The organism is Thalassococcus sp. BH17M4-6 (assembly GCF_049323015.1).
Classification (GTDB): Bacteria; Pseudomonadota; Alphaproteobacteria; order Rhodobacterales; family Rhodobacteraceae; genus Puniceibacterium.
Genome location: NZ_JBMPGU010000004.1, coordinates 155086 through 179044, shown reverse-complemented (window position 1 = coordinate 179044; position 23959 = coordinate 155086). Strand labels below are relative to the sequence as shown.

Annotated in this window: 21 protein-coding genes; 9 read left to right on the top strand and 12 right to left on the bottom strand. The window is 65.1% G+C overall.

Going from position 1 to position 23959, the window contains the following annotated elements; all coding sequences use genetic code 11:
• Positions 1 to 32: 32 nt before the first annotated feature.
• Complete coding sequence (locus ACOXXX_RS07725) at positions 33 to 1229, top strand: UbiH/UbiF family hydroxylase (protein ID WP_422825987.1); 1197 nt, start codon at positions 33 to 35, stop codon at positions 1227 to 1229.
• A 67-nt stretch (positions 1230 to 1296) separates the two neighbouring features.
• Here the strand turns inward: ACOXXX_RS07725 and ACOXXX_RS07720 are convergent, their stop codons facing one another.
• From ACOXXX_RS07720 to ACOXXX_RS07690, 7 genes are all read right to left on the bottom strand, one after another.
• Positions 1297 to 2001 (bottom strand): ThuA domain-containing protein, encoded by a 705-nt coding sequence (locus ACOXXX_RS07720; RefSeq protein ID WP_422825986.1) that lies wholly within the window; start codon positions 1999 to 2001, stop codon positions 1297 to 1299.
• Entirely contained in the window at positions 1998 to 2864 is an 867-nt protein-coding gene (locus ACOXXX_RS07715) for an NAD(P)-dependent oxidoreductase (RefSeq protein WP_422825985.1), read from the bottom strand. Before ACOXXX_RS07715 ends, ACOXXX_RS07720 begins: the two co-directional genes overlap by 4 nt.
• 1 nt (position 2865) lies before the next feature.
• Positions 2866 to 4371: a sugar ABC transporter ATP-binding protein gene (locus ACOXXX_RS07710; RefSeq protein WP_422825984.1), complete on the bottom strand. Its 1506-nt coding sequence runs from the start codon at positions 4369 to 4371 to the stop codon at positions 2866 to 2868.
• On the bottom strand, positions 4368 to 5369 hold the full coding sequence (locus ACOXXX_RS07705) for an ABC transporter permease (protein WP_422825983.1): 1002 nt from the start codon (positions 5367 to 5369) through the stop codon (positions 4368 to 4370). Before ACOXXX_RS07705 ends, ACOXXX_RS07710 begins: the two co-directional genes overlap by 4 nt.
• 12 nt (positions 5370 to 5381) lie before the next feature.
• Entirely contained in the window at positions 5382 to 6356 is a 975-nt protein-coding gene (locus ACOXXX_RS07700; RefSeq protein ID WP_422825982.1) for an ABC transporter permease, read from the bottom strand.
• 59 nt (positions 6357 to 6415) lie between these two features.
• The gene (locus tag ACOXXX_RS07695; protein WP_422825981.1) at positions 6416 to 7213 is read right to left on the bottom strand and encodes an SDR family oxidoreductase; all 798 of its coding nucleotides are present in this window, start codon (positions 7211 to 7213) and stop codon (positions 6416 to 6418) included.
• A gap of 73 nt (positions 7214 to 7286) precedes the next feature.
• Positions 7287 to 8246, bottom strand: a complete 960-nt coding sequence (locus tag ACOXXX_RS07690) for a sugar ABC transporter substrate-binding protein (RefSeq protein ID WP_422825980.1) — start codon at positions 8244 to 8246, stop codon at positions 7287 to 7289.
• A 362-nt stretch (positions 8247 to 8608) separates the two neighbouring features.
• On the opposite strand from ACOXXX_RS07690, the gene ACOXXX_RS07685 reads away from it, so the two are divergent.
• The 8 genes from ACOXXX_RS07685 to ACOXXX_RS07650 all read left to right on the top strand — a co-directional run bounded on the left by ACOXXX_RS07685 (position 8609) and on the right by ACOXXX_RS07650 (position 18195).
• Positions 8609 to 10297 carry an ABC transporter substrate-binding protein gene (locus tag ACOXXX_RS07685; RefSeq protein ID WP_422825979.1) on the top strand — a complete coding sequence of 563 codons (1689 nt, stop codon included), beginning with the start codon at positions 8609 to 8611 and terminating at the stop codon, positions 10295 to 10297.
• Positions 10298 to 10315: 18 nt separating this feature from the next.
• Positions 10316 to 11125: an SDR family oxidoreductase gene (locus tag ACOXXX_RS07680; protein WP_422825978.1), complete on the top strand. Its 810-nt coding sequence runs from the start codon at positions 10316 to 10318 to the stop codon at positions 11123 to 11125.
• A gap of 66 nt (positions 11126 to 11191) precedes the next feature.
• The gene (locus ACOXXX_RS07675; RefSeq protein ID WP_422825977.1) at positions 11192 to 12490 is read left to right on the top strand and encodes a M24 family metallopeptidase; all 1299 of its coding nucleotides are present in this window, start codon (positions 11192 to 11194) and stop codon (positions 12488 to 12490) included.
• A 74-nt stretch (positions 12491 to 12564) separates the two neighbouring features.
• The gene (locus ACOXXX_RS07670; protein WP_422825976.1) at positions 12565 to 13560 is read left to right on the top strand and encodes a thiamine pyrophosphate-dependent dehydrogenase E1 component subunit alpha; all 996 of its coding nucleotides are present in this window, start codon (positions 12565 to 12567) and stop codon (positions 13558 to 13560) included.
• Between the two features lie 10 nt (positions 13561 to 13570).
• A complete protein-coding gene (locus tag ACOXXX_RS07665) occupies positions 13571 to 14566 on the top strand; it encodes an alpha-ketoacid dehydrogenase subunit beta (protein WP_422825975.1) in 996 nt (331 codons plus the stop codon).
• Positions 14556 to 15863, top strand: coding sequence for a biotin/lipoyl-containing protein (locus ACOXXX_RS07660; protein WP_422825974.1), 1308 nt, complete (start codon positions 14556 to 14558; stop codon positions 15861 to 15863). Before ACOXXX_RS07665 ends, ACOXXX_RS07660 begins: the two co-directional genes overlap by 11 nt.
• Before the next feature lie 15 nt (positions 15864 to 15878).
• A complete protein-coding gene (locus tag ACOXXX_RS07655) occupies positions 15879 to 17303 on the top strand; it encodes an NAD-dependent succinate-semialdehyde dehydrogenase (RefSeq protein WP_422825973.1) in 1425 nt (474 codons plus the stop codon).
• Positions 17304 to 17310: 7 nt separating this feature from the next.
• Positions 17311 to 18195: a 2-oxo acid dehydrogenase subunit E2 gene (locus ACOXXX_RS07650; RefSeq protein WP_422825972.1), complete on the top strand. Its 885-nt coding sequence runs from the start codon at positions 17311 to 17313 to the stop codon at positions 18193 to 18195.
• Positions 18196 to 18494: 299 nt separating this feature from the next.
• On the opposite strand, the gene ACOXXX_RS07645 is transcribed toward ACOXXX_RS07650, so the two are convergent.
• The 5 genes from ACOXXX_RS07645 to ACOXXX_RS07625 are packed head-to-tail and all read right to left on the bottom strand — an operon-like array spanning position 18495 to position 23954.
• Positions 18495 to 19700, bottom strand: a complete 1206-nt coding sequence (locus ACOXXX_RS07645) for an NAD(P)/FAD-dependent oxidoreductase (RefSeq protein WP_422825971.1) — start codon at positions 19698 to 19700, stop codon at positions 18495 to 18497.
• Positions 19701 to 19703: 3 nt separating this feature from the next.
• Positions 19704 to 21383, bottom strand: coding sequence for a thiamine pyrophosphate-dependent enzyme (locus ACOXXX_RS07640; RefSeq protein WP_422825970.1), 1680 nt, complete (start codon positions 21381 to 21383; stop codon positions 19704 to 19706).
• Positions 21384 to 21422: 39 nt separating this feature from the next.
• Positions 21423 to 21893: an asparaginase domain-containing protein gene (locus ACOXXX_RS07635; protein WP_422825969.1), complete on the bottom strand. Its 471-nt coding sequence runs from the start codon at positions 21891 to 21893 to the stop codon at positions 21423 to 21425.
• A 42-nt stretch (positions 21894 to 21935) separates the two neighbouring features.
• A complete protein-coding gene (iolB, locus tag ACOXXX_RS07630) occupies positions 21936 to 22742 on the bottom strand; it encodes a 5-deoxy-glucuronate isomerase (RefSeq protein WP_422825968.1) in 807 nt (268 codons plus the stop codon).
• Positions 22743 to 22772: 30 nt separating this feature from the next.
• Positions 22773 to 23954: a phytanoyl-CoA dioxygenase family protein gene (locus tag ACOXXX_RS07625; protein ID WP_422825967.1), complete on the bottom strand. Its 1182-nt coding sequence runs from the start codon at positions 23952 to 23954 to the stop codon at positions 22773 to 22775.
• Between the last annotated feature and the right edge of the window lie 5 nt (positions 23955 to 23959).

Here is a 23959-nt window from a genome sequence, read left to right as displayed (position 1 = left end):
GCGAATTAAGTTGACCGCCAAGGAGAGCGATCATGGATTTCGACATCGTCATTTCGGGCGGCGGCATCGCCGGGCTTGCGGCTGCGGCGGCCTTTGGCAGCGATGGCAAGCGGGTGCTTTGCGTCGATCCCGCGCCACCGGTTACCGACCGCGATGCCGACGGCGCAGATCCGCGCAGCACCGCCTTTCTGCAGCCCGCGCAGGCGCTTCTGGCCGAGGCCGGATTGTGGGACCGTCTGGCGAAACACGCGATGCCGCTTCAGGTCATGCGGATCGTCGATGCGGGCGGCGATCTGCCGGAGCCGCGTGTCACCAAATCCTTTGATGCCGCCGATATCTCGGACCTGCCGTTCGGGTGGAACCTGCCCAACTGGCTGCTGCGGCGGGAATTTTCCGCCTATCTGTCCAAGCTTCCGACCGTGGATTACCGACCCGGTACCGCCACCAAGACGCTGTTTACCCGGCAGGCGGAGGCGCGCGTGGGGCTGTGCGACGGCAGCCGGGTGCGCACGTCGCTGGTCATTGCCGCCGACGGGCGCGGATCGCCGATGCGGCAGGCCGCCGGCATCGGCGTGACCACCAAGCGCTATGGCCAGAAAGCGTTGGCCTTTGCCGTGACCCATCCGATCCCGCACGAGAATGTCTCGACCGAGATCCACCGCACCGGCGGGCCCTTCACGCTTGTGCCGCTGCCCGATTACGACGGGCGGCCCAGTTCCGCCATCGTCTGGATGGAGGAAGGCCCGAAGGCGCAGGCGCTGATGGATCTGGAGGTGCCCGCGTTCGAGGCGGCGATGTCCGAACGGTCCTGCCACCTCTTCGGTCCGCTGACGCTGGCATCAAAGCGCACGATTTGGCCGATCATCGCGCAGCATGCCGACCGGATGAGCGGTGAGCGCGTGGCGCTGATGGCCGAAGCCGCGCATGTGCTGCCGCCCATCGGGGCGCAGGGGCTGAACATGAGCCTCGCGGATTTGCGGGTGCTGCGCGATCTTGTCCGCGACAGGCCCGATCAGATCGGCGATGCCGATATGCTCGAGGCCTATCACCGCGCGCGGTTTGCCGACATCCGCACCCGGATTGCCGGGATCGACCTGCTGAACCGCACGTCGATGCAGTCGAACCCGCTTTTGCGCGATGCGCGAGCGGCAGGGTTGAACGCGCTTTATGGCGTCAAACCACTGCGCAAGACGCTAATGCAATTGGGTTTGGGGACGACACGCTCTTGAAAGCGCAAAGCTGCGGAGGCTGGCTTGGACTCAAGCCGCGCCCTGCGCGGCGCCAAGCCAGAGCCTCTCAGCCACCTCGCGCCGCCCAGAGCGCGCCGCGGCGGATGATCTCGGTCACTTGCGGGACCTTGAGGTCATCCAGTTCGTGCCCGATGGAGCAATAGAACACCCGACCCTTGTCCCAGCGGCGCTTCCAGACCACCGGGATCACCGTGCCTTCGATCCACCACAGATGATCGCCCGAGAATGTCGTGGTCGCCAGCACCTCGTTCGACGGGTCGACCAGCATGTAATACTGTTCTGATTTGAGGCGGAAACTGCGGATCCCCTCCACGATCGGATCGTCGGGGCGGCAGATTGTGACATCGTAGTCGATGTAATCCTCGGCCGGTTGCAGGTTGTCGGGCCAGCCTGGCGGGTGCGCCACGAACTGCCCACCGATCAGGAAATGATAGGTCGGGCGGTCGCGGAACGCGTCGCCCATATGCCCGTGCCAACCGGCGAGGCCGCAGCCTTCGCCGATCAGCTGCAAGAGGCCATCCTCCTGCGGTTTCGTCATGTTGCCGAACTCTGCCTGGTGGCCGGACCGGGCCGAGGACCAGATCGGCGTGATCAAGTCGATATCGGCCAGATCGGCGGGCCGCTCCAGCGGCTCGAGCGTGTCGTGGACCACGACCTCGAACCCGTTGTCCTGCAAGAGATCGCGGTACCAATCGGCAAAGGCGGTGGGGGTGTGGCCTTCCCAGCCACCGACAAAAAGCGCTGCTTTCATCGCTCTTCCTTTCGTGCAAAAGCCAGCATCGACGCCATGTCGCGCGTGGCATACCCTGCGGTTTCCGCCTTGCGCAGCTGGTCGAGGGTCGTCAGTCCCTGCGGCATGGCCGTGCCCAGACGCGCCGCCAGATCGGCGGTCACCTCCATATCCTTTCGCGCCAGCGCAACGGTGAAGGTCACGTCATGCGCGGCCTCATCAAGGTAAAGCGGACGGCGGTAGCGCAGCATCGGCGCGCAGGCCGCCGATGCCTCGATCACGTCAAACGCCGCGTCGGACGCGATGCCCGCCGCCTCGGCCAGGGTCATCGCCTCGGCCAGGGTCTGGTTGATGCCGTGGATCAGCGAATTGACCGCCAGCTTCATCACCGTGCCGGCCCCTTGTGTGCCAAGGCAGATGGTCTGCGATCCCAGCGCCTCCAGCACCCTGCTGACCGGGGCCGCGTCATCGGGGGTGCAACCCGCCATGATCAAAAGCTGCGCATCCGCCGCCGCCTGCGTGGCGCCCGACACCGGCGCGTCGATCACCGTGACGCCCGCGGGGGCCTTTTCGGCCAGCGCCGCAATATGATCCGGGCTCATCGTGCCCATTTCCAGATAGATCGGGGCGGATCCGGCAAAAAGCCCGTCCGCCCCGACATGCACAGCCCACGAGGAGGAATCGTCGGCCAGCATCGTCACCACCACATCCGCCGCATCCGACAGCGCGCGCGGGCTGTCGGCCACGGCGCAGCCCAGATCCTCCGCCAGAGCCCGCGCCTTGTCGGCGGAGCGGTTCCACAAGGTCAGGTCAAACCCGGCCGGTGCCAGATTTCGGGCCATCGGCACACCCATGCGCCCCAGCCCTGCAAAACCGACGTGCATCTCAGGCCGCCTTGTCGCCGCCCAGACCCGAGATTGCCTGAATCAGATTGTCCTCGGTCACCTCTTCCGAGGTGAAGGTGCGCATGATGCGGCCCGAATACATCGCGACGATCCGGTCCGACACGTGCAGCACCTCGGGCATTTCCGAGCTGATGACGATGACCGCATAGCCCTGCGCGGCCAGTTCCCGGATCAGGTTGTGGATCTCGGATTTCGATCCGACGTCGATGCCGCGGGTCGGTTCGTCCACGATCAGCACGCTGGGATGCATCGACAGCCATTTGCCGATGACGATCTTCTGCTGGTTGCCACCCGACAGGTTGCCGACAAGCTGCTTCCAGCCCGGGGTGCGGATGTCCAGCCGGTCGCGATACTGATCGAAGATCGACACCTCGGCCCCTTCGGCCACGAATGGCCCGGCCTTGAGGTCATCGACTTGCGGCAGGGTCATGTTGTCCCGGCAGTTCATGCCCAGCACCAGCCCCTGGCCCTTGCGGTCCTCTGGCACCAGCGAAATGCCCCGCGCGATGGCGTCGACCGGCGAATGGATGCGCACCTCTTCGCCCTCAAGCAGGATCTTGCCCGCAGACGGGTCGCGCAGGCCAAAGATGGTTTCGGCAATCTCGGTCCGGCCCGCGCCCACGAGGCCGTAAAAGCCCAGCACCTCGCCCGAGCGCACCTCGAAACTGATGTCGTGGAAAAGATCGCCGCAGGACAGGCCGCGCACCTCGAGCGCGACCTTGCCCATCTCGTGGGTGCTGGGGCTGCGGCTGAGGTCGAGCGACCGGCCGATCATCAGCTGCGTCACCTCTTCCTCGTTGGTGTCGCGCGTCGTCAGGGTGCCGCGATAGCTGCCGTCGCGGAGAACGCTGATCCGGTCGGTGATCTTGAAGATCTCTTCCATCCGGTGCGAAATGTAGATGATCCCTACGCCCCGCTCCTGCAGGCCCGCGATCACCTCGAACAGCACGACCTTTTCCGCGTCGGTGAGCGAGGCGGTCGGCTCGTCGAAGATCACCGCCTTGGCATCGACGGTCAGCGCGCGGGCGATCTCGACCATCTGCTGGTTGGCGATGGACAGATCCCCCACCCGGGTGCGGGCATTGAACCCGACCTTCAGCCGCTCGAGGATCGCATTGGTCTGCGCCTCCAGCTTGGTCCAGTCGACCAGGCCGAAGCGCTTGCGCGGCAGTTCGCCCAGATAGATGTTCTCGGCCACCGTCAGTTCCTCGGCCAGGCTCAGTTCCTGATGGATGAAGACGATGCCCTTGGCCTTGGCCTCGAGCGGGGAGCGCATGACAACCGGCTCTTCGCTGACGATGATCTTGCCTTCGTCGGGCTGGTGAATGCCGCCCAGCACCTTCATCAGGGTGGATTTGCCCGCGCCGTTTTCGCCCATCAGGGCGTGCACCTCGCCGGGCATGACCTCGAGCGACACGCCGTCGAGCGCGCGCACACCCGGGAAGGTCTTGACGATGTTTTCCAGTCTCAGCGCCGGGGTGGTCATACCTTCAACTCCTCTTTGCCTTTGACGTTCAGCTGTCGATCCAGGAACAGCACCGCGATCAGGATCAGACCGATGACAAGGTTCACGGTCGAGGTGTCGGCGCCGATATGCGCCAGCCCCTTGCGCAAGAGCTGGATCGCCAGCACCCCGCCGAAGGTCGAGATGATGGAGCCCGCGCCACCGGTCAGCTTGGTGCCGCCCAGCACGACCGCGGTGATCACCCACAGCTCGTAAAGTTCACCGTCGTTGGGATTGACCGACCCGCTTTCGGAATAGAAGACCACCGCAGAAAGCGCCGCCAGAAAGCCGATGATCATGAAGTTGATCATCATGTGCGGCCCGACGCGAATGCCCGCGTTTACCGCCGCCTCTCGGTTGTCGCCGATGGCATAGGCGTTGCGGCCATGCACGGTCTTGTTCATCAGGAACCAGATCGCCACGGTCACCGCCAGCAGGAACCAGGTCGCCGTGTGCAGGCCCAGAAACTGCGCCTCTGCGAAATCGACCAGTGTCCAGTTCAGCTCGCTCGTGGGCTGTTCGCCGTTGTACATGAAGACCAGGCCGCGATAGCCCAGCATCGACCCCAGCGTGACGATGAAGGCATCGACGCCGGTCTTCCAGACGATCAGCCCGTTGAGCGCGCCAAGCGCCGTGCCCGCCGCCAGCGCCAGCAGCCAGGACACCGGGATCACCCAGTCGCCCAGCCCCGCGAAGACCGGCCAGGACATGCTGTCGAGCAGAACGATGGCACAAAGCGCATAGATGGCCCCGACGCTCAGGTCGATGTTGCCGTTGACCATGACGATGGTCATGCCCATGGCGATGATGCCGATCGGCGCCGACTGCTTGAAAAGCAGCAGCATGTTGTCGACGTCCATGAAGGCCTTTTCACTCAGGCTGAGGAATTCCCCCGCCACGGTGAAAAAGATCAGCTCCAGCACGATAAAGCCCCAGATGGCCCCGCGCTTGAGAAAGGTGGAAAGCGTGCCCGGTTTCATGTCTTTCTCTCCTTACGCGATTGGGGACCAGAGCTTGCCGCGCTTGGCCGCGATATCGAGCCAGACAGCAAGGATGATGATGACCCAGGTGACGACGTACTGGACGTAGAACTGCAGCCCGACGAGCAGCAGACCATTCTGGATAAAGCCCAGGATCAGCACGCCGATGACGGTCTTGAAGATCGTGCCCGACCCGCCCAGCAGGGACGCCCCGCCCAGGATGACGGCGGCCAGCACCTCAAGCTCCAGCCCCTGCCCGACGGTGTTTTGCGAACCGAGGCTGCGGCTGGCCTGGATCAGCCCCGCGGTGGCCACGCAGAAGGACGACATGAGATAGCACATGAAGACCACGCGCGCCCGGCGGATGCCCGAGAACGTCGCCGCCGTGCCGTTGCCGCCCACCGCATAGACCTTGCGCCCGAATGGCGTCTTTGCCAGCAGCAGGCCAAGGATCGCCGCGAGGGCCACGAAGATCAGGATCGGCACAGGGATACCAAGGGCAGCGCCCTGGCCGAAGACCGAAAACCAGGTGCCTTCCTTGTCGGCGATGTCCATGTTCTGCCCGCCCGAATAGGTCAGCGTCAGCCCGTGGATCGCCGACAGCATGCCCAGCGTGACGATCAGCGAATTGAGCTTGAGATAGCCCACAAGGAACCCGATGAAGGCGCCAAGGCACAGCGTCATGGCGAACATCGCCGGGATCGCCAGCGCGGGGCCGATCTGATCGTGCAGGTCCAGCACCACGATGGTCGAGAACGACATCATCGACCCCACCGACAGGTCGAGGTTGCCACTGATCACCACGAAGGTCACGCCAAGCGCCATGACGCCCAGAATGGCCGATGACCGGATCACGCCCATGATGTTGTCGGGATCGACAAACCGCTGGTTGGCCAGCGTGAAGCCGATCATGAAGACCGCAAAGGCCACCAGAATGCCCTGCTTGGCCATGAACCGGCCAATCTGTTCCTTTTGTAGCGCCGCCATTCGTTCCTCCCTGCCCGCCTTGCGGGTGCGCGCGCCGCCCCTCCCCGGGCGGTGCGATGTCAGACCAAAGTCATGCCGCCGTCGATCATCACGATCTGGCCGGTCATGTAGTCGCTGTCTTTCGAAGCCAGGAACGTCGTCGTTCCCGTGATATCTTCGGGCTTGGCCACGCGCCCCTTGAGGATTTCCGACGAAAACTCCTCCATCGCCTGGCCGGGCCGTTCGGCCGCCCCGATCTGCATCAGGTCGCGGTCGACCTCTTCCCACATCTCGGTGGCCACGACGCCGGGGGCAAAGCCTGTGACGGTGATGTCATGCTTGGCCAGGTCGCGCGCGCCCGATTGCGTCAAGGACACCACGCCCCACTTGCTTGCGCAATAGGGGGCGACATTGTCGAACCCTTGGCGACTGGCGATGGAGGCGGTGTTGACGATCTTGCCGGGCGTGCCCTGGCGAATGAATTGCCGGGCCGCTTCCTGCATGCCGATCAGGCAGCCCAGCCCGTTGATCCGCATGATGAAATTCCAGTTCTCCTCGGTCACGTCGAGAAAGTTCATCGGCTTGTTCACGCCGGCATTGTTGAACTTGACGTCCAGCTTGCCGAAAGCATCAACCGCCTTGTCGATCATCTCGCGGACCTGGCTGCGCTCCGCCACGTCCACCGCGGCCCAGGCGACCTGTCCGCCGCCCGCCTCGGCCCGTCCGGCATTGGCCTCTGCGACCTCTTGCACCAGCGCCCCGTTGATATCGGCGAAACAGACGTCAGCGCCTTCATCCAGCAGCGCCTCGCCTATCGCGCGCCCGATTCCACGCGCTGCACCGGTCACGATGCAGGAACGGCCAGCAACCCGTGCCATGGCCCCCTCCCGTGTAGTTCTTGAGATGGAATTCGGGCGCGACGGTGAGGCCGCGCCCGCTGTCACTGCCGTCTTAGAAGACCGGCTTGGTGTAGTCGCCCATGTTGTCCTGGGTGATCTTCGGCGTGTCGAAGTAATTCAGGAACGGCACCTCTTCGCCGTTGAGCACGTCGATGGCCGTCTGCAGAGCCGCTTCGGCGTCATCGACCGGCGACTGATAGATCGAGCCCCAGTATTCACCGCGCTCCATCGCCTCGTAGCCGACGGCGAAGTTGGTGGCGCCGACAAAGATGATGCCGTCGCGTCCGGCGGCCTTGGCCGCGTTCAGGGCGCCCACGCCCATGTTGTCATCCCCGGCATAGACGCCGTCGATGTCGTCGTACTTGACCAGGAACGCTTCCATGACCTTCTGGCTTTTCTCGCGGTTCCAGTCACCCGGCTGCGTATCGACCACGGTCACGTCGGGGCAGACCTCGGGCAGACGATCCTCGAAACCCTTGGCGCGCTCGATGGCGGTGGTGTAGCCCGGCTGGCCGGTGATGTGCACGACCTGCGCTTCGCTTTCGATGCCCATGTCCTTGAACTTGTCACACATGATCTCGGCCGAACGGGCGCCCTGGGTGATGTTGTCAGGGCCCGAGAAGGAGCTGACGAAGTCGAAACCCGCCTCGGCGATGTTGGAGTTGGTGACGATGACCGGAATGTCGGCCTGATGCGCCTTGCGCACGGCGGGAATGACCGCCTCGCCGTTGGTCGGCCAGATGATGATCGCGTCGACTTCCTGCTGGATCAGATCCTCCATCTGGGCGATCTGGCGTGCCACGTCACCACCTGCGTCCAGAACGACGGTTTCAACCGCGTCATTGGCTTCGGCGGCGGCGATGAACGCCTGCTCATAGGTGGTCTGATAGCTGTCGACGCCCACGTTGTTCTGGGTAATGCCGATCTTCATGGTCTCGTGACCGGCGGCAAATGCCGTTCCGGCCAGCGCGACGGTTGCGGTGGTCGCAGCAAGAATATTGCGCATTTTCATAGGTGGTTTCCTCCCGGGTATCCCGTTTCATCCTTGGTGTCCCCGCATCCTCCTGCAGGGAATCAGTGCCCGTTGTAGCGGGCGACTGGGCCAAGTCTGACGGGTTCGTCGCCACGCTTGCGGCGCTGATTTGTCCACTTTGGATAATTTATTGTCCAATATGGACGATTTCCCGATACGCTCCCTCCATCAATTTGAACATTTTGAAGGAGGCCAACGCAATGACCGGCCAAGATTCGTCCAAACCGGACAAAGCGAGGCGCAGACCGGCGCGCCGAAAGACAAAGAAACCGCAAAACCCGATGAATGCCATGACAGGACATACCGAAGCACGACCGGTTTCGCCACAGGCGAAGACCGATATGCTTCAGATTTTGTCCTTTCTGGATGATTTCGGAAACGAGCTTGAGGACACGATCGAGCTTTTCGCGCCCAACCCCTATTTCCGCATGGCGCTGCACCTTATCCGTGGCCACCTGGATGGTCGGATCGTGACGCCCACCTCGCTCATTGGGGCCAGCCGCGTGCCCTATGCCACAGGTACCCGCCGCCTGCGCGACATGATCGAGGCGGAGCTGATCGAACAGCGCCCCCGCACCGCCAGCGGCAAGAGCTTTTCGCTGCACCCCAGCGAAAAGCTGATGGAGCAGTGGATGCAGCTGTCGGGCCGCGTGCGGCGCCTGTCAGAGGCCCAGTTCGGCGGGGCCGAGACCGGGCGCGACACGCAGGACTATTATTTCTCGGCGTCCTATATGGCGGCGCAGTCGATCCCGCCGTTGCAGGTGCTGGCCGAGCCGATCAAGGTGGCGGGCGGCGTGCGGGTGCTGGTGCACGGTGATCCGACCTTCATGGTCATGGACAATCTCAAGCGGCAGTTCGAACAGGTCATCGGCACCGACATTCACCAGCGCGCCTTTTCCATCGACCGCCTGCGGGACGAAGCGCGGCGCAATGCCCTGCGCAAGACCAGCCGCTATGACATCATCGCGGTCGATCTGCCTTGGGTCGGGGAATTCGCGTCGGAAAACGTGCTGATGCCGCTGGACCAGGCGATGGACATCGCGCGGCTCGATCCGGCGGATTTTCACACCGCAGGCTGGAAAGCGGCGCATTGGGGCGGCAGGCCCTACGGCGTTCCGGCCCAGACCACGCCGGAACTGCTCTTCTATCGCAAGGATCTTTTCGCAAAGGAGGGGCTGGAGCCGCCGGCCACGACCGACGCGCTGCTCAAGGCCGCGGCGGCGTTCCACGACCCGCTCAAGGGCCGCTACGGCATCGCCTGGAACGCCGCGCGCGGCACGGCGCTGGGGCATACGGTGCTGATGACGATGGCCGATTTCGGCCAGCCGGTGCTCGACCTGCGCGAAATTGCGGGCGGATACGACATCGACGATCTCGCCTCGCGCCGCTACCGGCCCACCATCGACACAGAGGCCGGGTTGCGCGCCGCGGAATACCTGCTGGAGCTCTTGCGCTATTCGCCGCCCGACATCCTGTCGATGTCCTGGTACGAACGCGTCCGCCCCTATGCGCAGGGGCGCATCGCCATGGCCTATGGCTACACCCTGCTGGCCCCTTACTTCGAATCCGACGAAACCTCGCCCGCCTTCGGCACAACCGGCTACCTGCCCCACCCGGCAGGCCCCGGCGCGTCGCCGGTGGCCCCGGTCGGCGGCTACGTCATGGGCATCCCCGCCAACCTGCCGGCGGACCGGCTGCGCGCCGCGGTCGAGGCATTGTGCGTCTTCACCTCGCCAGAGGCACAGAAGATGTACGTGCAGAACGGCAGCCGCACCAATCCGCGCTATTCGGTCGGGGCCGACCCCGAGGTGCGCCGCGCCTCCGGCATCTTCGAAGCGGTGGACGGCATGTCCTGGCGCGACGAGCTGCAGTTCTGGCCGCGCCCGCCGGTGCCGGAAATCAACCAGATCATCCAGATCTGCGGCGAGGAATTTCACGACATGCTGCGCGGCATCCAGTCGCCGCGCGAAGCGATCCGCCAGGCCCAGACCCGGGCCGAGGTGGTGTTTACCGAAAACGGGTCTGCGTGATCAAGGGAGGACACAGTCATGGACGCCAATCGCCTCAAGGGCAAGAATATCCTGATAACGGGGGCCGCCCGCGGCATGGGCGCCGCCAACGCCGAAGCCTTTGCGGCACAGGGCGCCAACGTGTGTCTGGGCGACCTTGATCTGGACGAGGCGACGCAAACCGCCGCCCGCATCAACGACGCCGGAAACGGCAAGGCCATCGCGGTCCGGATGGACGTGACCAAGCGCGAGGACAACGCCGCCGCCGTGGCCGCGACCGTCGACGCCTTCGGCTCGATCAACGTGGGGCTTTTCAATGCGGGCCTCAACAAACCCCGGTTCTTCATGGATATCGACGAAGACAACTGGGACATGATCATGAACGTCAACACCAAGGCGATGTGGCTGGGCATGCAGGAAACCGCCCGCCAGATGATCAAGCAGGGCCCGATGGAGGATCACCCCTACAAGCTGATCAACGTCGGCTCCATCGCATCGCGCAAGCCGCTGGTGGATGTGACCGTCTACTGCACGTCGAAATACGGCTGCCTTGCGCTGACCGAATGCGGCGCGCTGGGTCTGGCCGAACACAACATCACCGTGAACGGCTACGCCCCCGGCGTGGTGGTCACCCCGCTTTGGGAACAGCTTGACAAGGACCTGGTCGAAATCGGCTTCAAGGAGCGTGAGGGCCAGGCCTACGAGGACATCGTCGAAAGCAACCTGGTGATCAAGCGGGTGTCCTATCCCAAGGACATCATCGGCACCGCGTCGTTCCTCGCATCCGACGACAGCGATTACATGACCGGCCAGATGATCTCGATCGACGGTGGCTGGGTTACCAAGTAACCACCTGATTCAAAATCAGAAAACTTAGACATGGGCCGCGACTGCGCCGCCCGGGAGGAGAACCACATGTCACGCGCCCTGATGCCCAACCTGCTGACCCCGCAGGATCTGGAACCGAACTGGGAATGGCGGGAACGTCTGCCGGCCTGGGGCCACACCTCGGTCGATTTCGAACGCCGGATCGACCATGACCGCCTTCGCCGCTACCGGCTGGCGCGGACGCGCCAGTCGCTGCAGAACTCAAAGGCCGGATCGCTGCTGCTGTTTGACGTGAACAACATCCGGTACGTAACGGCGACCAAGATCGGCGAATGGGAACGGGACAAGATGTGCCGCTTCTGCCTGCTGACCGGCGACGATTCCCCTTACGTCTGGGATTTCGGTTCGGCGGCGGTGCATCACAAGCGGCATTCCGACTGGCTGGAGCCTGATCACTGCCTGGCCGGTGTGGTCGGCATGCGCGGCACCATCCCGCCGGATTTCGGCCTGATGACCAAATACGCCAAGATGATCGCACAACTGATCAAGGATGCGGGCATGGCCGACATGCCGGTGGGCGTGGACTATGCCGAAACCGCGATGTTCCACGCGCTGATCGCCGAGGGTATCAACGTTGTGGACGGCCAGCAGATCATGCTGGCGGCGCGCGAGATCAAGAACTGGGACGAGATCCAGTTGCTTACCCAGGCGGCCAGCATGGTCGATGGCGTCTATCACATGATCTACGAAGAGCTGAAGCCGGGCGTGCGCGAGAACGACATCGTCGCAATGTCCAACAAGCTGCTCTATGAAATGGGGTCGGACGATGTGGAGGCGATCAACGCTATCTCGGGCGAGCGCTGCAACCCGCATCCGCACAACTTCACCGACCGGCTGATCCGCCCCGGCGACCAGGCGTTCTTTGATATTCTGCAAAGCTATCAGGGCTATCGCACCTGCTACTACCGCACCTTCAACGTGGGCCGCGCGACGCCTGCGCAGAACGACGCCTACGTGAAGGCGCGCGAATGGATCGATGCCTCGATCGCAATGATCAAGCCCGGCGTGACCACCGACAAGGTGGCCGAGGTCTGGCCGACGGCGGAATCGCTTGGCTTCCCGAACGAGGATGCGGCCTTTGGCCTGCAGTTCGGCCACGGCCTGGGTCTGGCGCTGCACGAACGTCCGATCATCTCTCGTGCGATCAGCCTCGATCACCCGATGGAGATCAAGACCGGCATGGTCTTCGCGCTGGAAACCTATTGCCCCGCCGCCGACGGATATTCCGCCGCACGGATCGAGGAAGAGGTCGTGGTGACGGAAACCGGCTGCGAGGTGATCAGCCTATTCCCCGCCGAAGAACTGCCAATCGCCAACCGTTACTGAGCGGTGGGTCATCAACCCGCCCTGCGCAGGCTGCGTAGGGTGGGTTTCCAACCCACCTGCCGCAAGAGGACATTATGGCCAAAGCCAAGACCAACACCGAAGATTACCTGCGCATGTACCGCCAGATGGTCCGCATCCGCACCTTCGAGGACAATGCCAACCGGCTGTACCTCGACGCCAAGATGCCGGGCCTTACCCATATGTATTCCGGCGAGGAAGCCGTGGCCGTGGGCATCTGCGAGGCGCTCGAGGTCACGGACAAGATCACCTCGACCCACCGCGGGCACGGGCACTGCGTTGCCAAGGGTGCGGAATTCAAGGAAATGTTCTGCGAACTGCTGGGCAAGGAAGAAGGCTACTGCCGCGGCAAGGGCGGATCGATGCACATCGCCGACCAGTCGAACGGCAACCTCGGCGCCAATGCCATCGTGGGCGGGTCCATGGGGATCGCCACCGGGTCGGCCTTCACCGCCAAGATGCTGGGCCGCGACGACGTCACAGTCTGCTTCTTTGGCGACGGGGCGACCGCGCAGGGGCTGATGTACGAGGTCATGAACATGGCCGCGCTCTGGAACCTGCCGGTGATCTATGCCTGCGAAAACAACGGCTATTCCGAATACACCAAGACCGAAGAAATCGCCGCCGGATCGATCACCGCCCGGGCCGAAGCCTTTGGGATCGAGGCGCACAAGGTCGACGGGCAGGATGTTCTGGCGGTCAACGAGTTGACGCAGAAGCTGGTGGCACGGGCGCGCAAGGGCGAAGGCCCATTTTTCATGGAGCTTGAGACCTACCGCTATCACGGTCACCACGTCGGCGACATCAACCGCGAATACTACCGGTCCAAGGACGAGGAAAAGGATTGGCGCGACAACCGCGATCCGATCATCCGCTTCCGCGGCTACCTTGTCGAACAGGGCATCGCCACCGAGGACGAGATCGAGGCGATGAACGCAGAGGTCAAGAAAGATGCCGCCGCCGCCGTCGACTATGCGCTGAACGCGAAATATCCCGATCCGTCCGAGGTGGACATGCATGTCTACACCGACGTCGAACACGCCCTGGCCTGAGGAGACCGCGATGAGAGAGATTACCCTGTCCCAGGCCGTGAACGAGGCCCTGGCCGAAGAGATGCGCCGCGACGAGACGGTGTTCATCATCGGCGAGGACGTGGCCGAGGCCGGAACGCCCTTCAAGGTGCTGTCGGGCCTTGTCGAGGAATTCGGCACCGACCGCGTGGTCGACACGCCCATTGCCGAGCCCGGTTTCATGGGGATCGCCGTAGGCGCCGCCATGACCGGCACACGGCCCGTGGTCGACCTGATGTTCGGCGATTTCCTGTATCTGATCATGGATCAGCTCTGCAATCAGGCGGCCAAGACCCACTACATGTCCGGGGGCAAGCTGAGCGTGCCGCTGGTCCTGCGCACCAACCTTGGCGCCACGCGCCGCTCAGCCGCCCAGCACAGCCAATCGCTGCACGCGCTGGTGGCGCATATCCCCGGGCTCAAGGTCGCGATGCCGTCGTCGGCCTACGAGGCGAAGGGCCTGATGAAGACCGCGATCCGCGATGACAACCCGGTGGTGATCTTCGAAGACAAGCTGATGTATCAGGACAAGGCGCCCGTGCCGGAAGAGGAATACCTGATCCCCTTCGGTGTCGCGAACATCAAGCGCGAAGGATCAGACATCACGCTCATCGCCACGTCGTCGATGGTGCAGGTGGCTGAAAAGGCGGCAGAAATGCTCGCCAAAGAGGGGATCGAGGCCGAGGTGATCGACCCGCGCACCATCGTGCCGCTGGATGAGGAAACGCTGCTCAAGAGCGTGAAAAAGACCAGCCGCGCCATCGTCATCGACGAGGGCCACCAAAGCTATGGCGTGACCGGAGAGATCGCAGCGCGGCTTAATGAAAAGGCGTTCTATCATCTCGATGCGCCGGTGCTGCGGATGGGGGCCATGGATGTGCCGATTCCGTTTTCCCCGGCGCTCGAGGATGTGACAGTGCCGACGCCCGAAGGTGTCGTCGAAAACGCCCGCAGGCTGATGTCTGGAGAGATGATCCATGCCGCGTGACGTGACAATGCCGCAGCTGGGGATGGCCCAGGACGCGGGCAAGATCGTCGCCTGGCTCAAGGCGCCCGGCGACCCGGTGGCCGAAGGCGACGCACTTTTCGAGGTGGAAACCGACAAGGCCACGATGGAGGTCGAGGCGCAGGCCGCGGGCTTTCTGACCGGCGTGACCGCGCAGGCGGGCGACGACGTGCCCGTGGGCGCGGTGATCGCCCAGATTTCGGACAGCGCCGAAGAGGACAGCCCCGCGCCAGCCGCCCCTGCCAAAGAGCCCGATGCCGAAGGCGCGCAGGACCTTCCCGAAGGCAACCCCGTCACCATGCCGCAGCTTGGCATGGCCCAGGATACCGGGCTGCTGGTCAATTGGCTGAAATCACCCGGCGATGCGGTCAGCGCGGGCGACGTGCTTTTCGAGGTGGAAACCGACAAGAGCACGATGGAAGTCGAGGCCGGCAGCGATGGCTACCTGGCCGCGACGCTGGCGCAAGCGGGCGAAGAGGTGCCGGTGGGCGATCCGGTCGCGATCATCTCGGTCGAAAAACCCGACGCGCCCGTGACACGCTCTGTCAAGAAAGCAGCCTCCGCGCCCGCGCCGAAGGAAGAGGCGCAGTCTCCGGCGCCCGCCAAGACCGGTAAAGCCGAAAAGGCCCCCGCCCCCGGGCCGAAACCCGCCGCGGCCAGCGCCGATGGGCGCATCCTCGCCTCGCCCAAGGCGCGCAGGCTGGCGCTGGAACAGGGACTGGACCTCGCCCGCCTGGTGCAGGCAGGCCATCCCCAGCCCTTCCACGTCGCCGATCTGGAGGTGCTGCGATCCTTGCCCGCCGACGCGCCCGCGCCGGTCGGCGCGGCGGCGACCCCTGCCCGCCGCCTGACGGCCTCCGTGCCGCAGGACGGCTTTGCCGCCTTCGCCACATGGGCCGCGAAAGAGGCCGGTCTTGGCGATCCGGCCGCCCTTCTGGCCGGTCTGGCCGCGGCGAGCCTGGGCGCTGACACCGCCACGGTCGCGGTCGAAACCCCCGGTGGCACAAAGGCGTACACGGTTCCGGCCGGGCCTCTGTCTGGCATCGCGCAGACCGAGGCGGACACGCCCGACCTGCGCCTGCGCGATCTGCGTCTGAGCCGGATCACATCCGTGGCACAGGGCCCCGAGGATGCGCCGGTGATGACGCTCACACCACAGGGCGATGGTCTGTCGATCACGCTGGAATGCGCCGCCGAGCAACTGGCGCCCGCCGCGGCGCTCGCCCTTCTTTCCGACTTCGCAGGCCGGATGGAGCAGCCGCTCCGCCACCTGCTCTGAGAACTGGAGAACGACATGGACTTCACCGATCTCTACATCAACGGCCAATGGCACGGCAGCGACGAACGGTTTGACGTGCTCAACCCCGCCACCGAAGAGGTTCTGGCCTCGGTCGCCTCGGCCGATATCAAGGATGCCGATGCCGCACTCGACGCCGCCGAAGCGGCGATGGCGGACTGGGCCGCGCGCACGCCGCGCGAACGCTCCGAAGTGCTGCGCAAGGCGTGGGAGTTGATGACCGCGCGGCTCGATCATTTCGCGAAACTGATCACGCTGGAAAACGGCAAGGCCCGCGCCGATGCCATGGGCGAGGCGACCTATGCCGCCGAATTCTTTCGCTGGTTCGCCGAAGAAGCGGTGCGCGCAGATGGCCTGATCACCCGGGCGCCCGCGTCCGGCGCGCGGATCATCGTGCAGCACAAGCCCGCCGGATTGGCAGTGCTGATCACGCCCTGGAACTACCCCGCCGCCATGGGCACGCGCAAGATCGCGCCCGCGCTGGCCGCAGGCTGTGCGGTGATCATCAAACCCGCCTCGGAAACGCCCCTGACCATGCTGGCGCTGATGCCGCTTCTGGAAGAGGCCGGCGTGCCGCCGGGGCTGGTCAACGTGCTGCCGTCGAAAAAGACCGGCGCGCTGGTCGATCACATGATGCACGACCCGCGCGTGCGGGTGGTCAGCTTCACCGGCTCCACCGGTGTCGGCCGCAAGCTCTTGAAAGGCGCCGCCGATCAGGTGCTGAAACCGGCGATGGAACTGGGCGGCAACGCGCCGGTGGTGGTGCTGGACGATGCCGACATGGACACCGCCATCGAAGGCACCATGCTGGCCAAGATGCGCAACTTGGGCGAGGCCTGCACCGCCGCAAACCGCATCTACGTGCACGAAAGCATCGCCGACGCCTTTACGGCCCGGCTGACGGAACGGATGGCGGCGCTTAAGGTCGGTGACGGCAGCGACCCGTCGGTCGATGTGGGCCCGCTGGTCAATGCCGACACCCGCGACAAGGTGGCGGCCTTCGTGGCCGATGCGGTGGCCAAGGGGGCCAAGGTGGAATGCGGCGGTGAGACGCCCGACGGGACGGGCTATTTCTACCCGCCCACGGTGCTGTCGAACGTGCCCGAGAATGCCGATTGCGTGCATGACGAAATCTTTGGCCCGGTGGCCGCGATCCAGACCTTTTCCGACACCGAAGAGGCGATCCGCCGCGCCAATGACACCGAATACGGGCTGGTGGCCTACGTCTTCTCCGCCGACATGAAGCGTGCGATGCAGGTCTGCGAACGGCTGGATTACGGCATGGTCGGGCTCAACCGCGGGCTGGTCAGCGACCCCGCCGCCCCCTTTGGCGGGACCAAGCAATCCGGTCTGGGCCGTGAAGGCGGGCATGAGGGCATGCTTGAGTTCATGGAAACCCAGTACATTTCGGCCAGCTGGTGAGGCGCAGATGAGCAACGTCAAAGCCGCCCCCACGGTTCGCGCCATGGCCCTGCAAAAGGGCATCGACATCGACGCGCTGGCCCGCGACCTGGGCCGCACAACCATCGGGGCCGAGGATCTGGAGCAGTCGGCCAAGCCCGCCGCATCCGCGCCTAAGGGCGACACCTCGTACTGGCAGGTCGATCACGCGCAGTACGGGCCCGTCAGCGAAGAGCCGATGAGCCGCTTCGCGCAGATCGCGTCGGCCAATCTGTCGGCGGCGAATGCGCTGATTCCGCAGGTCACCCACCACGACCGCGCAGATGTCACCGCCATCGAGGCGCTGCGCGCGACACTCAAGCCCGAGGCCCAGACGCGCGGCGTGAAGCTCACGGCGCTGGTCTTTCACCTCAAGGCGCTGGCGCGGGCGCTGCGGGAATTCCCGCGCTTCAACGCGTCGCTAAGTGCGGACGGCAAGACGCTGATCCTCAAGGACTATGTCCATATCGGCGTGGCGGTGGACACGGCGCACGGGCTGATGGTGCCGGTCATTCGCGACGTGGATCGCAAGGGCCTGTGGCAGATCGCGGCAGAGCTGTCGGACCTCGCTTCGCGGGCGCAGGCCCGCAAGATCACGCCCGATGAAATGGGCGGCGCGTCGATGTCGGTGTCGAACCTGGGCGGCATCGGCGGCATCGGCTTCACGCCCATCGTCAACCCGCCGGAACTGGCCATCCTGGGCATCACCCGCACCGAGACGGTGACCGTCTGGGACGGCGACACGCCGCGTCCGGTGCCGATGGTGCCGCTTGATCTGAGCTATGATCACCGGGTGATCAACGGCGCGGATGCCGCACGGTTCGTCAGCTACCTTTCGGGGCTGATCGCCGATCCCCGAAGGATCATGGTGTAAAGCGGGATGCTGACAATTTGAATCGCGCGCGAGCCGCCTGAAGCGGACGTACGAGCAAAGCTCCCGGCGCGGCCTCAAGGCCGAAGGCCGCCGCGCCATCGCAGTCGCGCCCCCACGCGGCTGCGATTAGGCTGAGCTTGGTAAATCGCCGGGGTGGCGTGCGGTTTGGCTGGCATAAAGCGCCTGAGCGGAAAGACCTGATCGCATCCGCGCGCGACTGCAATGGCGCGACACCTCACCCTGTTTGCGCAAGGTCCACTCAAGGCCGTTTCAATCCTACCGCATCCCGCTATACCGGCTCAGATCACCGCCCGTTCCAGGAACGGGCGGTTCTGCGCGATCCGCTCGAACCCCAGCGGACTCAGGTCCAGCGTGCGGAAGCCGCCGTAAAGGATCAGCTCCGACACCCCGCGTCCGACCGCCGGGGCCTGTTGCAGCCCATGCCCGGAAAAACCGTTGGCGAAAAGGAAATTGCCCACCTCGGGCGACGGGCCGACGATCATGTTGTGATCGAGCGTGTTGAACGCATAGTGCCCGGCCCACTGCCCCACCACCTTGATCGCCTCGAACGCTTCGGACCGGGCGGCAAGCGCGGGCCAGACCAGTTCTTCGAATTCATCGTGGCGGGGATCGAAATCGTCATAATCCACGGCGGTGTCCTGAACGGGGGGGCACCCGGCGATGAAATACCGGCCTTCGGGGCGGCTGAACACGCCGCCCGCGTCGATCATCAGCGGCAGACGGCCACCGTTGACGCGCGCCGTGCCTTCGGGCGATTTCGCGCAATCGAAGACGAACACCGTCCGCTTGCGCGGCTCGACCGGAATCGTGAGCCCCGCCATCCGCGCGGTGAACGCCGCGCGCGGACCCGTGGCGTTGACGAGCATGCCCGCGCCGATCACCCGGCCCGAGGCAAGCTTCACCGAGGTGACGCGGTCGCCCTCGCGCGAAATCCCCGTCACCTCGTCGGTCAGGAATTCCGCCCCCTGCGCCCGGGCCTTTTGCCGAAACCCAGCCATCATCGCGGCGTTGTCGAACCAGCCTTCGCCCGACCGGCCGTAAGAGGCGAGCGCCACATCTTCGACCCGCAGATGCGGAAAGGCCTCGGCCAGGTCATCGCGGCTCCACAGTACGACATCCGCCCCACAGGCCCGCTGCACCGCGTGATTTTCGCGCATCACCTGCACCTGGTCGGCGTCGCGGGCCAGAAACAGGTACCCGCCGGGCTGGAACTGCAGATCGGGCCGGTTGTCGCCGACTTGCGTCATGGCGGCGAAATCGCGAATGACCTCAAGCCCGTACTGGCTGATCTGCACGTTGATCGGGTTGGAAAACTGCGTGCGGATCGATGAAAACGACAGCGCGGTGGACGACCGGGCATAGGTCGGGTCGCGCTCGACCACCAGCACGCGGCCGTCGAAATCCGGGTTCGCCGTCAGGTAATAGGCGATGGCAGAGCCGATCACGGCGCCGCCGACAATCACCACGTCATAGCGATCAGACATTGCCTAGCCTTTGTCCGACCGCGCCGCGAGCGCCGCGTCGCGGATTTGCGTCAGGCTCTGGCGCGGGGTCAGCGCCTCGGGTGACACGGCCAGATCAAGCACCGCGCCGGTGTCCGACGCCAGCGCGCGTTCGAACGCCGCGGCAAAGTCGTCCGCCGCCTCAACCCGTTCGGCGTGAAAGCCGTAAGCCTTTGCCAAGGCGGTGAAATCCGGATTGACGCTCATCTCGGTCGCCGAGACGCGCGTGGGATAATGCCGTTCCTGATGCGCGCGGATGGTGCCGTAGATGCCGTTGTTGACGATCAGGATGATCGGCTGCGCACCGTATTGCGCAGCGGTCGCCAGTTCCTGCCCGGTCATCTGGAAATCGCCGTCGCCCGCAAAGCAGATCACCCGGCGGGCCGGGTCCGCAAGCCGCGCGGCGATGGCCGCGGGCACGCCGTACCCCATGGCCCCCGACTGCGGCGCCAGGAGCCGCGCCTGCGGTCCGAAGCGGTAGAACTTGTTCGGCCAGACCGCGAAATTGCCCGCGCCGTTGGTCAGGATCGCATCGTCGGGCAGCACTTTGCGCAGATGCGCGGTGACCTTGCCCATGTCCACCGGCCCGGGCAGATCGCCGATGTCGAACCCTGCCTCCCACGCGGCCTTGGCATCGGACCGCCACCCGGCCCAGCCACCGCTGACCGGGGCAGAGGCAAGGGCTGCGACAAAGGCGTTGGGGCCGCAGCAGATCCCCAGTTCCGGCTGGTAGACCTTGCCCAGCTCGGCGTCGGAGCCGTGCACATGGATCAGCCGCTGGCGCGGCACAGGCACGTCAAGCAGCCGCCAGGCATCGGTCGAATTCTCACCAAAGCGGTTGTTGATCGCCAAGATCACATCCGCTTCCTGCATCAGCTTGCGCACGTTGGGCATCATGCCGACGCCCGCCTCGCCGCAGAAGCAGGGCGAGAAGTTGTCGAACCGGTCCTGATAGCGGAAGACCGACACGACCGGAATGTCAGAGGCTTCGGCAAAGGCCTGCAGCGCCGCCCGGCCCGCATCGGTCCAGTTGCACCCGCCGTAAAGGATCAGCGGCCGCGCCGCCGCCGACAGGGCCGCGCGCACCTGCGTCATCGCCTCCGCCGACGGCTCCGCCTCGGGATAGGCGGCGGGGCCGGTCAGCGCGGGTGCGTCGGTGAGGGTTGTCAGCATATCCTCGGGCAGTGCCACGACCACCGGACCGGGGCGGCCCGTGGTGGCGGTTTTCCAGGCCCGCGCGACGATTTCGGGAAGGCGCGCCACGTCGTCGACCTCGACCGCCCATTTCGCCATGCTGCCGAAGACGGCACGGTAATCAAGCTCCTGAAACGCCTCGCGCCCGCGCATGCCGGTGCCGATCTGGCCCACGAACATCAGCATCGGTGCGCTGTCCTGCATCGCCGTGTGCACGCCGATGGACGCGTTCGTTGCCCCCGGGCCACGCGTGACCATGCAGATGCCCGGCTGGCCGGTCAGCTTGCCCCAGGCGGCGGCCATGAAGGCCGCGCCGCCCTCGTGCCGGCAGTTTATGAAATCGAAGGTGCCCGCCGTGTCGTGCAGCGCGTCCAGCACCGCCAGATAGCTTTCCCCCGGCACGCCAAACGCCTTGGTCGCGCCAAGCGCGCCCAGGCATTCCACCAAAAGCTGCCCACCGTGTCGCGTCATGTTCGTGCGTCCTTTCGGGGCAGGCGCAGGGGGTTGCTCTCAGACATCGAACCGCCCCTGCGCCGTGTTCTTGTTGAGCTTGTCTGCGGCAAAGACCCGCCCGTTCATCACGCCCCAGACACCCGGCGACAAAAGCTGCGCGGCGACCACAGCACCGCCCAGGTTGAATTCCCCGTCCGAGGCATAAAGCGAAAAGGGCCGCATCGCGCCGGTCAGCACCACGGTCTTGTCCGGCGCCTTGCCCTGCAGGAACCGCGCGGTGTCACCCATGGTGCCGGTGCCGTGCGTCACGACCACCGCGCGTTCCGGCGCGTCGCGCACGGCAGCGGCAATCGCGTCGCGGTCGGCATCGTCGAAATACAGGCTGTCCTTGAGCATCAGCAGCTCGACCAACGGGAAATGGCAGCGCCCGATGCGCAGCATCTCGGGGATATGCGTCGATCCGTCCGGCGCAAATCCCAGCCCTTCGTTTCTGACGTCATGGACCTTGTCGATGGTCCCGCCCGTCACCACTATCCTGACATCTTCCAATCCGGCACCGTCCCTGCCCGGTCACGCATCGCGCTGCATGATCCATTCCACCTCTGGCGCGGGGACGAAACGCCATTTGCGCAGCGGCCCCGCCATCACGTTGAGATAATACATCTCGAACCCGTATGGCGCGCCGCAGGGGTGATGACCCCGGGGCACCAGTACAACGTCGCCATCGCTCACGGCCATGGTTTCGTCAAGCCCTCCGTCGTCGGTATAGACTCGCTGAATGCCGAACCCCGAGGCCGGGTTCAGTCGGTGGTAGTAGGTTTCTTCCAGGTAGGTGATACGCGGAAAGTCATCCTCGTCGTGCCGGTGGCTGGGGTAAGACGACCAGTGGCCCGCGGGGGTAAAGACCTCGGTCACCAGCAGGCTGTCGGCGTAATCTTCGTTCTCCATCGCGATGTTGTTGATGTGGCGGGTGTTGGTGCCCTTGCCGCGTTCGGTCAGGGTGATGCCGTCGGGGCCGATGCGGCGCGCCTGGTGTCGGCCGTGGCCCGGTGCGCTGCACACCGCCAGCACGCAGTCAGTTTCCGCCACGGCCTGCCAGTCGCTGCCATTCGGCAGGTAGAGGCAATGCGGCGGGGTCTTTTCGAACACATCCATCCGGTCGCCCAGCACGCCCCAGTCCTGTCCCGCACCGGTGATCGCGGCCTTGCCCTCGACCATGACAAGCATCACCTCGCGATCCCCCGTTGCCTCGGCCGCCGTGTCGCCCGCACGCAGGCGATAGAGCGAAAAGCCCACATAGCGCCAGCCCGCGCTTTCAGGGGTGATCTGGTGTACCTTGCCACGGGTGCCGAAGGGTTTTCTGAGAAGCTCGGGCATGAGGGTCCTTTCGTGCTGTGGTCGCCCCGCTCAGGGCCGTTGGCGCGTGGCGAGGGCGGTCAGTTCCGCATCCAGCGCGTCCGGTGTCCAGTCCTCGGCCAGCGCGCGGCGCAGGATATCGGCCTGGCTGGCCGGAGCCAGCCCGCCGATGGGCGGATCGGTGTCGAGGTTGGTGGGAAACGGATAGCCCTCGGCGGTGGCGGCCACGGCGGCGTCCACCTCTGCCGGGGTGAGCCGCCCCGCGCCGCGCAGCGCTTTGAGCGCCGGAAAGATTGCGCGCGTCATCGCCGCGCGATCCACCGCCTCGAGCGAGCGGCCAAAGGCCGACGATACCTGCAACAGGTTCACCATCCGCTCCACATCCCCGGTCCGGTTGGCGCCGGCGGCGTGAAAGAGCGCGGGGTTGAAGAACAGCGCATCGCCCTTGGCGAGCGGCAGTTGCACGCAGGCCTCTTCGAACCAGTCGGCATGGGCGCTGTCGTGCATCGCGACGTAGCCGGCCCCGTAAAGCTGGGAAAACGGCAAGAGCTTGGTCGGCCCGCTTTCCACCGACATGTCGCAATGCGCCACCGCCCCCTGCAGCGTCAGCGTCGCGGTCACCAGATGCGCCAGCGCCGGATAGCGGGCAGCCCCCTCGGCGGTCTGGAACCCCAGGTGATAGTCGCGATGCGCGTTCTGCGCCTTGCCGCCCGGGCGCACCTGGTTGACCTGGGCGGTCATCTGGTAGTTCGGGCCAAGCCAGGCCTCGGACGCTGCCGCAATGGCGGGATTGCCGAAATAGAGCGCAAAGCCTTCGGGGTCGCGCAGGCATTGTTTTTGCAACGAATTCCAGATCCTGTCGTTGGCCCCGGCGGCGGCAAAGTGATCGCCCTTGCCTGCGGTCTGGCTGCGTTCCTCGGCGATGATCGCGCGGAACACCTGGGACGCGCGGTCGATGGGGGCGGTGTCGGGATAGGCGGCTTTGAGCACGATCACCCCGGCAGAGGCGCTGAGGACATGATTCCATTCGGCCAGCAGCGCACGGCGCTGATCCGGGTCCGCCAGCGCGGGTGCCAGCGTCGTCATGACGTACAGCGGGATGTTCTTTTCGACGCGCGCGGCCTGCGGCACCTCGGCTGGGTCCAGCCTGCGCGAGGTCAGCGCTTTGAACGCGTCAAGATCGCCCGCATCAGCGTCGAAATAGCCGCTGTATCCGGTCAATTGGTCTTTCATGCGGT